Annotated in this window: 10 protein-coding genes and 1 pseudogene; 1 reads left to right on the forward strand and 10 read right to left on the reverse strand. The window is 40.4% G+C overall.

The window, feature by feature from the left end:
• Window positions 1–27 precede the first annotated feature (27 nt).
• The 4 genes from xylB to B5D46_RS07095 all read right to left on the reverse strand — a co-directional run bounded on the left by xylB (window position 28) and on the right by B5D46_RS07095 (window position 6,193).
• Complete coding sequence (gene xylB / locus B5D46_RS07080) at window positions 28–2,205, reverse strand: xylulokinase (RefSeq protein WP_078928870.1); 2,178 nt, start codon at window positions 2,203–2,205, stop codon at window positions 28–30.
• 105 nt (window positions 2,206–2,310) lie between these two features.
• A complete protein-coding gene (gene mmsB / locus B5D46_RS07085) occupies window positions 2,311–3,474 on the reverse strand; it encodes a multiple monosaccharide ABC transporter permease (RefSeq protein WP_078928871.1) in 1,164 nt (387 codons plus the stop codon).
• 5 nt (window positions 3,475–3,479) lie between these two features.
• Window positions 3,480–5,054 carry a multiple monosaccharide ABC transporter ATP-binding protein gene (mmsA, locus tag B5D46_RS07090; RefSeq protein ID WP_078928872.1) on the reverse strand — a complete coding sequence of 525 codons (1,575 nt, stop codon included), beginning with the start codon at window positions 5,052–5,054 and terminating at the stop codon, window positions 3,480–3,482.
• 68 nt (window positions 5,055–5,122) lie between these two features.
• Window positions 5,123–6,193, reverse strand: a complete 1,071-nt coding sequence (locus tag B5D46_RS07095; RefSeq protein WP_078928873.1) for a substrate-binding domain-containing protein — start codon at window positions 6,191–6,193, stop codon at window positions 5,123–5,125.
• Window positions 6,194–6,961: 768 nt separating this feature from the next.
• Here B5D46_RS07095 and B5D46_RS07100 point away from each other — a divergent pair.
• On the forward strand, window positions 6,962–8,044 hold the full coding sequence (locus B5D46_RS07100; protein ID WP_078928874.1) for a porin: 1,083 nt from the start codon (window positions 6,962–6,964) through the stop codon (window positions 8,042–8,044).
• Window positions 8,045–8,200: 156 nt separating this feature from the next.
• Here the strand turns inward: B5D46_RS07100 and B5D46_RS07105 are convergent, their stop codons facing one another.
• The 6 genes and pseudogenes from B5D46_RS07105 to B5D46_RS07125 form a co-directional block, all read right to left on the reverse strand.
• The gene (locus B5D46_RS07105) at window positions 8,201–8,707 is read right to left on the reverse strand and encodes a chemotaxis protein CheW (protein WP_031492296.1); all 507 of its coding nucleotides are present in this window, start codon (window positions 8,705–8,707) and stop codon (window positions 8,201–8,203) included.
• A 109-nt stretch (window positions 8,708–8,816) separates the two neighbouring features.
• The gene (locus B5D46_RS07110; RefSeq protein WP_078928875.1) at window positions 8,817–10,139 is read right to left on the reverse strand and encodes a chemotaxis protein CheW; all 1,323 of its coding nucleotides are present in this window, start codon (window positions 10,137–10,139) and stop codon (window positions 8,817–8,819) included.
• Window positions 10,140–10,156: 17 nt separating this feature from the next.
• Window positions 10,157–11,062, reverse strand: coding sequence for a ParA family protein (locus tag B5D46_RS07115; RefSeq protein WP_078928876.1), 906 nt, complete (start codon window positions 11,060–11,062; stop codon window positions 10,157–10,159).
• Window positions 11,063–11,083: 21 nt separating this feature from the next.
• The gene (locus B5D46_RS12440; RefSeq protein WP_412556293.1) at window positions 11,084–12,178 is read right to left on the reverse strand and encodes an OmpA/MotB family protein; all 1,095 of its coding nucleotides are present in this window, start codon (window positions 12,176–12,178) and stop codon (window positions 11,084–11,086) included.
• Window positions 12,157–12,286 (reverse strand): annotated as a pseudogene (locus B5D46_RS12365) (flagellar motor protein MotB); the annotation flags it as partial. The gene B5D46_RS12440 and the pseudogene B5D46_RS12365, both read right to left, overlap by 22 nt.
• 20 nt (window positions 12,287–12,306) lie before the next feature.
• Complete coding sequence (locus tag B5D46_RS07125) at window positions 12,307–13,062, reverse strand: flagellar motor protein (protein WP_074942625.1); 756 nt, start codon at window positions 13,060–13,062, stop codon at window positions 12,307–12,309.
• Window positions 13,063–13,074 lie beyond the last annotated feature (12 nt).

Raw genomic sequence — 13,074 nt, forward strand, 5'->3', positions numbered from 1 at the left:
GGACACAGGTCCTCCTATAAAAGCAAACTAATCTATGAAAAGATTCTTTCCGATAAGCTTGCCTGTAGTTATGTTTGCCTTAGCCTCTGATGAGTCCTTATGAGCATATAACCACTTGTTGTTGTGTGTTAAACAGCCTGACTCACCTTCATGGCTTACGCCCTGTGGTCTGTCAGTATTTGTATCCTTAGGTAATACTACACCAACCTTGAAGTGATCATATCCAGGAGCAACACAAGGTGCATAATGCAGAGTTGTCTCATAGAACATAACAGCCTGACCTTTTCTTACGATAAAGGTTTCTACGTCATTTGTATCAATGATTCCGTCATGCACTGCAGTCATAGGAGCTACCATCAGTACAGCATCTGTTGCGGCAATGTTAAGTTCACTGTTTCTGTGGTACTCAAGGCAGTTTAGTCCCTTGTTATCACCATTGCAGTAACCAAACTGAATATTCAGACCACCAAATACCTGATTCTTTAGAACAGGCATTACAGAAGGATCCTCAAGATAATCTACGGATGCCTTGTAATCTGTACCAGGAATCAATGGAGTCTTCTCAATTAAGGACAGAAGCTTTGAGGTATCAATATCAGTAATAACCTTGCCGTATCTTTCAAATTCGACATCAGTTACTTCCTTGTATTTAGCTACCTCTTCACCATCAAGCTTCTTTCTCATAGTATCAAGCTTTGAGAATGCAGGACGTAATGTTGGATATAAGAATGAATACATCTTATATACTTCGTCATACATCTTGGCTACAGAAGCATTGGTTGATGACTTCTTGTCAGAGGTCTTAACCAGTTTAGTGCAGCCTTCCTCAACTGACTTGAAGATACCGGCAGCAACACCTGCAAGAATAGCAGCTCCTAAAGCAGGACCTTCCTTAGAGGTTGTGGTTACGATCTCACACTTTAGGATATCAGCCAGAAGCTGACGCCAGAATGGAGACTGAGCGCCACCGCCGCATGCGGTAAGTTTAACTGGATTGATATCCATCTGATGTAACACATCCAGGTTATGACGCTGTGATAAAGTAATGCCTTCAAGAACAGCACGGGTCATATGAGCCTTGGTATGTCTTGCGCTTAAGCCGAAGAATACACCACGTGCATTTGGATCTAATACTGGAGATCTTTCACCCATCAGGTAAGGTAGATAAATCAGACCGTCTGAACCGACAGGACACTCTGAAGCCTTTGATGTCATAAGATTGTAAACATCGCTGCCAGCTTTGGCTTCCTGCTCTTTTTCAAATGAATACAGTTCATCACGGGTCCAGCGTAAAGATAAACCTGCAGCTAATGTGCATGACATTGCAGTCCATGAATTCTCTACTGCAGCACAGAAGGTGTGTACACGGCCAAGAGGATCGATTGATGGCTTGTTGGTATGAGCAAAAATAACACCTGAGGTACCTAGGGTAACAAAAGCATCACCTTCTTTACATACACCGGTACCTAAAGCTGCAGCTGCATTATCACCAGCACCGCCAGCTACGATTGTTTTCTCACTTAGTCCGGTTAAAGCTGCAATTTCAGGAGTAATATGACCTGCAACTGAGCTAGACTCAATAATTGGAGGTAACAGAGATTTATCAATGTTCAGTTTTTCTAGAATCTCGTCTGACCATACTCTGTTGGTAATATCCAGAAGATTTGTACCAGAAGCATCAGAGATTTCCATTGCTCTGTTTCCGGTTAACATGTAACGGACATAGTCCTTTGGTAAAAGGATGGTACGACACTTGTCGTAAATCTCAGGCTCGTTTTCACGAACCCATAAAATCTTTGGAGCAGTGAAACCAGTCAGAGCAGGATTTGCATTAATCTCAATCAGTCTCTTCTTTCCTACTAAAGCTGTAATTTCATCACACTGCTTCTGAGTTCTGGCATCACACCAGAGAATTGAATTGCGAAGAACCTTTCCGTCTTCGTCTAACATTACTAGGCCATGCATCTGACCTGCAATTGATAAGGCTACAACATCGTCCTTATTTACTTTACTGTCTTCTAAAACAAACTTGATAGAATTGATAGTTGCATCGTACCAGAACTTTGGATCCTGTTCTGCCCAGCCATTCTTTGGCTGTAATAATGGGTACTCGATTGTCTTTGATGATAGAGTATTTCCGTTTTCGTCAAATAAAACTGTTTTAGTACCAGATGTACCTAGGTCAACACCCAATAAATAACGCATAAAATAGTTGTCCTAATTATTATAGAAAAGTAACTAAAAGTTTATTTGCTTAATAAGATCTTTATTAGAGAATGAATGGGGGGCTTAAAAGCCCCCTCTTAATTATTAGTTAGTTACGCGCTTCTTTGACATAACGTCAACAACCACAGCAACTAGAAGAACTAGACCTTTAACTGCCTTCTGCCAGTTAGCGTCAACACCAAGGATAGACATACCGTTGTTTAGCACGCCCATGAAGATAGCACCGATAACAGCACCACCAACAGTACCAACACCACCGTATGCAGATGCACCACCGATGAAGCATGAACCGATTGCATCAAGCTCATAACCAGTACCTGCCATTGGAGATGCTGAGTTGAAACGAGCCACACAAACTAGAGCAGCAACAGCAGCTAGTAAGCCCATGTTTACATATGATAGGAATAGTAAGCGGTTTGTATTAACACCAGATAGCTTAGCAGCCTTCTCATTACCACCTAAAGCGTAGATACGACGACCAACAACAGTCTTGTTAGCGATGAATGCGTAGATGATAACTACAGCAGCGATTAGAACTAAGATAACTGGAATACCCTTGTTCTGAGCTAATAGTAAGCTTGAAGCAATCAGAGCAGCTAATACGATTAAATGCTTGAATAGGAAGCCTGATAGAGGCTCAACTTCATAACCCTTCTTAAGCTTTGAAATACGGCCGTATAGAACACCAATTACGTAGATAGCAACGATAACCATGGTTACAGCAACAGTGGTTGCATATGCATCAGCACGGTTTGCTGGAACGAATGAGGTGAACAGCTGTAAGTACTCATATGGGAATGGGTTGATTGTAATACCATCTAGAACAATCAGAGCTAAACCACGGAACAGTAACATACCAGCTAGAGTTACGATGAATGATGGAATACGGATATAAGCAATCCAGAAACCATGCCAAGCACCAATCAAGATACCTAATAAGATACAGATTGCCATTGACATATAAATGTTGTATTCGTTGTTAACCATCAATACACCGGCAACAGCACCGATTAAGGCAACGATAGAACCAACAGACAAATCGATGTTACCGCAACCGATAATCAGGAATAACATACCTACGGCTAAGATGATAACGTAACTGTTCTGGTAAATAATGTTAGTAAAGTTCTGAGGTGAGAATAGAGATCCCTTGTCAGTTGACTGAATCAGAACTTCAAAGAAGATCATTACTAAAACTAACGCAATTAACAGAGAATTACGTTTGAACATGTTTAAAATATAAGCCATTTTTATTATTGCTCCACAATATGTTTCTTACCGGATGTACGTAGGATTGCACCCATGATTGATTCCTGACTTGCTTCTGAACGAGGCATTTCTCCAACAATCTTTCCTTCGTTCATAACATAAATACGATCTGACATACCTAAAACTTCAGGCAGCTCAGAGGAAATCATCAGCACAGCCTTTCCTGATTCAACTAGCTTGTTGATCAGACAGTAAATTTCGTATTTTGCACCAACGTCAATACCACGAGTAGGTTCGTCCAAAATCAGAACCTCTGGATGAGCTAACATCCACTTTGCAAGTAGAACCTTCTGCTGGTTACCACCAGACAGGTTACCTACATTCTGCATTACAGATGCGCACTTAACGTTAAGATCCTGTTTAAGTTCCTTAGCCTTAACAATCTCAAGGTTCTTATCTAGAACTAGGTTCTTAGAAACTTCTTCAAGATTTGCCAGGGTCATGTTGGCTGCGATTGGGTTCTCAAGAACCAGACCATCGCCCTTACGATCTTCTGTTACATAAGCTAAACCAGCCTTAATTGCCTGAACTACAGACTTGAACTGAACAGGTTTGCCATTCATCTTTACTTCGCCGCTGATGTTTACACCATATGAACGACCGAATAAAGACTTGGCAAATTCGGTTCTACCTGCGCCCATCAGACCGGCAAGACCAACTACCTCGCCACGGTGCAGCTTAATTGAAACGTTGTCATTTACCTTTCTCTTAGGATTCAAAGGATGATGAACGGTCCAGTTATTAACCTCTAGAAGAACCTCATCAGAAATCTTATGACTTGGATCTCTCTTAGGGAAACGATCGGTTAGAGCACGTCCAACCATTCCAGCAATAATTCTGTCTTCAGAAACGTTGTGATTAGAATTATCTAGTGTCTCAATTGTTGAACCATCACGAACAACAGTAATTGAATTTGCAATGTATGAAATCTCATTTAACTTATGAGAAATAATGATTGAGGTCATACCCTCTTTTCTGAACTTTGCAATAAGTTCAAGTAATTTCTGAGAATCATCTTCGTTTAAAGATGCGGTTGGCTCGTCCAAAATCAGAAGACGGCAGTTCTTAGAAACAGCCTTTGCAATCTCAACCAGCTGCTGCTTACCAACACCGATATCTTTAATTAGGGTATGAGGATCTTCATCCAAACCAACTAAATCAAGTAACTCTTTTGCACGCTGGTATGTTCTAGGCCAGTCTACAACACCCTTGTTCATTGAGCTTACACGCTCATTTCCCAAGAACATATTCTCAGCGATTGATAGATAAGGTACTAATGCTAATTCCTGATGGATAATAACAATACCTTTATCCTCGGAATCATGAATTTTATTAAACTTACAGGTTTCATTATCAAAAATAATGTCACCTTCATAAGAGCCATAAGGGTAAATTCCACTTAAGACATTCATAAGGGTTGACTTACCAGCACCGTTTTCACCTACCAGTGCGTGTACCTCGCCCTCTTTCACCTCTAAGTTAACGTCTTTTAAGGCTGTAACCTTACCAAAACGTTTGGTGATGTTTTTCATCTTAAGCAATACTTTTTGCTCGGTCATAACGTGTTCTCTTCTCCAAAACAGGCCGGTTGAATTCCGGCCTGAAATAGTACTTTAACTACTTAAAATTATTTGATTTCCTTCTCTGTGTAGTAACCAGAGTCAACTAAAACTTCCTTTAAGTTAGAGTTAGTTACAACGATAGGAGTACATAGGTATGAAGGAATTACACCGGTACCATTGTTGTAGGTGGTGGTATCGTTAACAGGAACTTCCTTCTTGTCTACGATAGCGTTAACCATCTTAACAACCTGGTCAGCTAGAACACGGGTGTCCTTGAATACTGACATGGTCTGTAGGCCACGCTTGATGTTCTTAACTGATGGCTTATCGCAGTCCTGACCAGTTAGGATTGGGAAGTTGTCCTTGTTGTAACCCTCAGCAACTAGAGCATTGGTTACACCGTTTGCTACTGAGTCGTTTGAAGATAGAATTGCGTCTAACTTAACGCCCTGAGGACCATACTGTACTGAAGAAATTAAGTTCTCCATACGCTTCTGAGCTTCTTCGGTTGACCAGTTCTGAGTAGCAACCTGCTCTTTCTTGGTCTGACCTGACTTACATACTAACTTGCCTGAATCTAAGTATGGCTGTAGAACGTCGATAGCACCGCCCCAGAAGAAGTTAACGTTGTTATCATCGATAGAACCGGTGAAGAATTCGATGTTCTTAGGAGGTGTAGCATCATTCTTTAGCTTTAGAGCGTCTACAATGTAGTTACCCTGAATCTGGCCTACCTTGTAGTTATCGAAAGTTGCATAGTATGAAACTGCGTCTGAATTCATGATTAAGCGGTCATATGATACAACAGGAATGCCTTTTTCTTTAGCGCCCTGTAGAACCTGAGTTAATGAACCACCATCGATAGGAGCAATAACAAGAACTTCACAGTTTGCTGCAATTAGGTTCTCAATCTGAGATAACTGTGTAGGAATATCGTTATCGCCTGCGTATAAAAGTTCAACTTTATGATTTGCTGCTTCTAACTGGTCTTTTAGATTGTGACCATCCTGGTTCCAACGCTGTAATGACTGAGTTGGCATTGAAACACCGATTTTAGCTGCGTTAGCAGTTGATGCGAAAGCAGTGCATGCTAGTACAGCACAGCAAAGAGTAGTTAAAGTTGTCTTAATCTTCATAGTAAACCTCATGTTTATTGTTTTCAATTGTGCACGTGCACAAAATCATACTAATTCCGATCTAAAAAAAAAGCATTATTTTCTTTTTAAATTGATTATTATTTTAGATTCAACTCTCACTTTTTATTTATCTATTTGTTTTATAGGTGTTTTTATAAAACTCCACTTAAAATTGTATAAACTGAATATTCATAAATTGTATAAAATTTTTAACTGCAAACGGTTTTGTAAACATTTAGTTTTGCAAGAAAACAAATATATATTTCTTTGTTTTTAAATATTTTTATAATTGTGCGTTAGGCTGTGCAATAAGCACATATGCATATTTAGTTTCTTTAGTAAACTTATTAAATATGGTTTAATATTGTATAGTTTTTGGTTTAATTTTTTTTATAAATTAGTGCATTTTCAGTTTTTAAAAAGAATTATTTACATAAAATCTATTATTTCTTTCTTAAGGTTATTGTGCTGATCCTTTGATCAATTGAGGCCTTTTTTGTCAAAAAGTGCATTTATCGTGCTTTTCTGCGTGCATCTTACAGTTTTCAGATGGACAGAATTACCAGTTATTACTGTTGTTTTTTTCTGGATTTAAAGATGTCTATATAAAAAAGTCTTATTTGACAGCATGTTAGTCTTATATGCCCTATTTATGATCTTCTCTTTCTTTTTTGTTAAAAGTGTTTATAATGTCGATTTGGTTAGCTTATGCTAACTTAAGTTAGTTAAAACTTACTACAATCTTCATAATAACTTCAGGAAATAAAAATGAAAAAGACAGTTTTAGGTATAGCAGTCATAACATCAAGTCTATGTGCACAGGCAGCAACAGTTTATGAGAAGGATGGAAGTTCTCTAGAGCTAGGCGGTCGAGTTCAGTCTGTTTTATACAGCACAAAACACGAAAAAGCAGCTGGCGATCATGATGCAACAATAAAAAATTCAGCTCGTTTCTCTATTGGAGGAAAAACAAAGCTGAATGATTTTATTTCAGGCTTTGGCTTTGCAGAATGGGATATGGCAGACGGCAAGGATGAGGTTACAGCACGTGAACAGTATGTTGGAGCTGATTTTAATGACTACGGTAAACTGTATGCCGGTAAGACCTATGATGCAGTTAAACACGTAATTGAAGCTACCGATGTATTCGAGGATGATGGTGGTCTTGCTCAGCCTGAGTCTGATGATTTCAGAAACGGTACTTTAAAGTACGAGTATGATAATCACGGAATCTATGCTTCAGCTTCACTTCAGACAGCAGCTGATTCTCAACCTGTATACGGCGAAGACGATACAATGAACGTTGATTCTGGTTTTGCACTATCAACAGGCTATACATTTGATGATGTTCTGTTTGGACCACTTGCTTTCAATCTAGGATACAGCTATATCAGACTTCAGAATGATGATGGTATGAGACCTGGTATTCCAGAATCCAACATGTATGTTGTTAACGGAAGAAATGTTGCAGCATCTGTAGCCTGGGGTTCAACAGATTCAGGTCCTTATCTTGCAGCACTATACACTGACAAGAAATGGAAATTCACTGGAAACATATATGGATACACAAAAGGCTACGAACTTGTAGCTGGATACGGTTTTGACAATGGTATAAGTGCATTCGCAGGTTTTGAATCAGCTTATGAAACCATGAAAGACGCAAATGGAAACAAAATGCCAAGCCTAATTACAAGAACAGTTCCTGTATACGTAAACTACAGCGCCAACGAAAATTTCAACATCTGGGCTGAGGCCAGATTTGCAGCAGGAAGCACTCCTAAATTCGGCAACGCCTACTACCATGATAATACTGGATCTATATTCTCAGTTGGAGCTAGATATACATTCTAATTTCAGAAAATCTAGAATAAAAACATAAGGAAGACTCCCAAAAAAAATCATCGGTGAAGGTTTACCTACCCACCGATGTTTTTTTGAGAAGACAAAAAAAATATGCGACATAAAAACATGCCGCATACATTAGTCAAGGAGTAAAAAACTTTTAGATTAACCTAAGTTGGTTACTTCCTTCCACTCTGTTTCTGTGAACAGTTTGGTCAGGTCAATCAGAATCAACAGATCATCCTTACGGTTGCATACACCAGAGATAAACTGAGCATTCTCCTCAGTACCAACATTTGGAGTATCATCGATATCATTAGTATTGAGATCTGCAACTTCTGCTACGGAATCCACAAGGATACCGATAACATGCTTATCAGACTCAATAATCATAATTCTTGTATTGTCTGTTACTTCTGCTGGAGGAATACCGAAACGAGCTCTGGTATCAATAACGGTAACAACGTTACCACGCAGATTAATAATACCAAGCACATAAGAAGGTGCTCCAGGAACAGGTGCAATATCTGTATAACGCAATACCTCTCGAACCTGCATAACATTGACGCCATATATTTCATTACCTAGCTTGAAGGTAACCCAACGCAGCAATTCACCTTTTTTTGCATTAACGTCGATTGGATTTTCTGCGATTGAATCTTCTTTTGACATCTCTTAATCCTCGTTATACACACCACACAATGATATGGCGCAATTACTCTTTTAATTTTATTTTAATAAACTTTAACAAATTGTAGAGGTTACATAGTTAAAACTTTGATCATGCACTCATTTGTGCATCAAGATCTTTGAGATTAACTCCATTTTCAAACATCTTGATCAAAGCCTTTACATGCAGTAAAGCACACATTTCCTTCTTAACAATACCTGCAAGCCAAGGTCTGTTTCCTGCAGTTTGCCTCCAGGTAATGTTTTCTTTATTTAAAATTCTGTTTCCTTCAAGAACATCACAGCCAATTGACCATAATGTCTTATCAAGGGAAATCATATACTCATACTTATCGGATTGAGGAGCATCACTCTTTACCCATTTTAGAGTATCCACAACATTCATCTTTCTGCCGCGAATATCAGCAATGCCCTGGAACCAGTCAGGCTTTCCGAATAAAGGAGTAACCTTATCACACTGGAAGATACCGCCAAGATTTACAAGAGGAACAGCAAAACGAATACCTTTAACCAGGAAGAACAGAACCTGGAATTCATCTGGCATCTCAATGTTGGTCCAGTTGTAAGGAGCCTCGTCATTGGATTGTTCCTGTTCAGCCTGAGCAACATTCTCATCAGCAACTACTGCTTCAGAAGCTGTAGCCTGTTCGACTTCTGTCTGCTCTTCAACAACAGTCTCTACAGCTGTTTCGGTTTGAACCTCTGTTTCTGTCTGTACAGCTGTTTCAACGGCAACTTCAGTTTCGACCTGAGTCTTAGGAACTGACTCCAAAAGACTTTCAAGACTCTTGTGTTCTGCAAATGGAAGAGGCTCACTCTTCTCCTCTACAGTCTGTAACTGTGGTTGCAGCTCATGAACTTCTGATTGTTGTGTGGTATCCTCAGGAACATAGTCGTCGGCAGCATAATCAATTTCATCGGCTGCGCCTTCTGCCTGAACCTCAACCTCAGAAGATTCAGCCTCGACAGCTACATCTTCTGGTTCAGCAACAACTTCTTCCTGTACCTCTGGTTCAGCTTCATCAGCTGAAGCTTCAACAGTTTTATCTTCAACAGCAACTTCTTCATCTGCAGGAACCTCATCCTCAGATGCAGCAAGCTCTTCTTCAGCTGGCTCCTCAGCTTCAGCTTCAACTGCTTCGTCAGGCTGTACAGCATCTTCTGCGGCTGCCCCCTCATCAGCTGATTCAGCCATTTCCATTTCGTCAGTCTGAACTTCCTGTTCTGCCTCTGGCTCTTCAGCCTGAGAATCAGTTACCTCAACATCGTTTTCACTCTGAGCCTGAACTTCTTCTTGGACAATAGAATCATCTGGCCCCTGAGCTTGTACCTCAGGATCCTGCTGTTCACATTCTTCTTCAAGCATCTGCTTGAAGTACGCTACAAGGGTGTCATCAATATCATTAAATGACATAAAAAGGTCCTTTATAATTAACTGAGCATAGCATCAACATCACCAGCAATAATATCCATATCCTTATTAACGTCAGATTTTGTATTTTTTTCACCTGAAGATAAAGAAACTATTGCAGCTGCCTTCGGAGATATTCTCTCCGGATTAAGCTCAAGCTCTTTTGATAATAGTTGTAATAATAATTCACGATAAGCTAATGCACCACGACATTTCTCATCTAGCATTGTGATTGGAAGGCCTTTTTGTGAAGATTCCCTAAATAAAGTATCCACAGGAATCTGACCTTGCCACAGGTTATCTTTGTAATGAGCATTCAGATATTCTAACGAAGTTCTGCTTGCTTTGGTACGTTTATCGTACATTGTAGGAATAACAGTATAGTTAATAATGCATCCGTTATCAGCCTTGCGCATAATGTTAAAGGTCCGTACCATACCTTCAAGTCCCTTAAGTGACAGGAACTCGGTCTGAGTTGGAACCAGAATTGATGTGCTTGCAACAAGAGCGTTCACCATCAGAGCGCCCAATACAGGAGGACAATCAATAAGAACTACATCATAATCATCTTCAAGAAGCTTCAGTGCATTGGTTAGAATACGACCGACTCCTGAACGCCCCGACAGCTTTCTGTCGATAGTTGCAAGAGTCATACTTGAGGCTATGATATCGAGATTAGGAAAATTTGTATGAGTTATATAGGACTGAATAGTCTCTTTTGTAAAATTTTCCTGTGTATACAGATCGTAGAGACTTTTCTCAATATTATTGTAGTCAAAACCTAAATAGCTAGTCAAAGAGGCATGAGGATCGGTGTCGATTATGAGAACATTCAGGTTCTCTTTCTGTAACCAACCTGCTAATGATGCGACTGTTGTTGTTTTACCAACACCGCCTTTCTGACTTGCGATTGACCAAACTAGCACAAAAGGCTCCTTAATTCATTTTTATAAACCGAAATCAAGTTCGATTGTATTACCTTCACCACGCTTAACTTCTACATCACCCTGACCGGCATTTATGCTTGGTTCACTGCCACCGTTTAGTAAATCCTGATCAATTTCTGTTGCGTTAAGAGGAGTCTTTCTGTCCATTGCATACCTTGAAATTGCGATAACAACCTTTCTGTTCATTGCTCTGCCAGCAGCAGTCTTGTTCGAATAAGTTGGAGAATACTCACCGTATGCCTCGATTGCCATGCGCTCAGGCACAATTCCGGCTCGCTCCAGCTCAGTTAAAACAGAAAGTGAACGATTAGCAGATAAATCCCAGCTATTTATGAAGATTCCATTTGGAATAAAGGAATTATCAGTATAGCCACGGATTCTGATGTAGTTATTAATGTTTGAGATAGCAACTGCAATTCTCTGGATAATTGGCCTTGATGCAGCCAGAATTGAAGCACTGCCTTCAGCAAACAGTAAGCCTGAATTTACGTTAATTGACAGCCAGTGTGGATTTTCCTCCATATCGATGTATTTTTCCATACCGGTATCATGAATAGCCTCAGAAATAGATCTTCTTACAGCATCAAACTGAGTTCCAACCTTACCCTCACCAATACTGTCAGCATTAACATCAGACTGACCGCCCTGCTCAAAGTGATCAGCGCTACCACCAGCCTGGAAACCACCTTCACCAGACTGTGAACCACCGTCTGGAGCATTGGATTTTGGATTAACGTTCTTAGATACAGTACTGTTATCAGAAATTACAAGATCACCTGATGCATTTGCTGAATCAGCATTATTCTGACCATCCATCTCGTCGTCAGAACCAGATGTAGTATCATCTCTTTCCTGATTTGACTGAGTTGATGTGATCTGGAAATTCATCATCACACCACCATCTTCGATGATCTGCTTTCCTGTATCACCCTGTGCCGACTGCATAGACTGAACAGCTTCCTGAACTTCCTGAGCAAGCTGCTGAGCAAGAGAACCTGGCACTAGCAGAGCACCACCAGGAGAACTGATTGCAGTTTCATTGAAGGCCTGAGCAATACTCTCAACCATAGATTTGGCTTCGGACTGCTTAGCCATAGCGAAGGAATAAAGAACCACGAACAGAGCGAACAGCAGAGTCATGAAGTCTGCATAGGACACCATCCATCGTTCAAGGTTTTCGGGCTCTGGCGGCTTCTTTTTCATATCATTGCCTTATTATTATATTAACTTCCGCCTTCAGTCTTATCACCACCGGTGTAAACTGCCAGACGGCGCTTTAACATCATGGTGTTCTCACCTGATGCGATAGATACAAGCCCCTCTAAGGTCATGTACTTATACAGGCCCATTTCAGCAATAATACCCTTAACACGGTTAGAAGCTGGAAGACAGATAATGTTTGCCAAAACCAGACCGTAAATGGTTGCAACGAATGCCACCGCAATAGCAGGACCTAGTTCGTCAGGACGGTCCAACAGGGACATAGCGTGAATCAGACCTAGCACCGCACCGATAATACCCATGGTAGGTGAGTAACCGCCCATAGCTTCAAGCATCTTTGCGTAAGGTTCGTATTTAGCTTCTTCAACAGCAATACCCTGCTCTAAAATTTCTTTCAGAGCATCCTTATCCACACCGTCCACAATCATCTGAATACCATCACGGGTATAATCATCAGATGCAGATGAAATAGAATTTTCCAGAGCCAACAGCCCCTGCTGACGAGCAGTTGTTGAAAGACCAACTAAAAGTTCAACCTGAGATTCAAAACCGATACGTGGAGGAGCAAGTGTCCATAGCATACACTTGAATGCACCGATAATCTGAGGCAGAGGGAACTGCACCCAGCATGCGAAGAAGGAAGCACCTACCACAACCAAGAAAGCAGGCAACTCTAACATCATTGCAGGAGATGTACCTTCTAGCATCATAGAACATACAATACATCCACACGCAAGAAAAATACCCAAAAAGTTCATAGAGACCTGCCT

This window comes from Succinivibrio dextrinosolvens DSM 3072 (assembly GCF_900167015.1).
GTDB classification, from domain to species: domain Bacteria; phylum Pseudomonadota; class Gammaproteobacteria; order Enterobacterales; family Succinivibrionaceae; genus Succinivibrio; species Succinivibrio dextrinosolvens.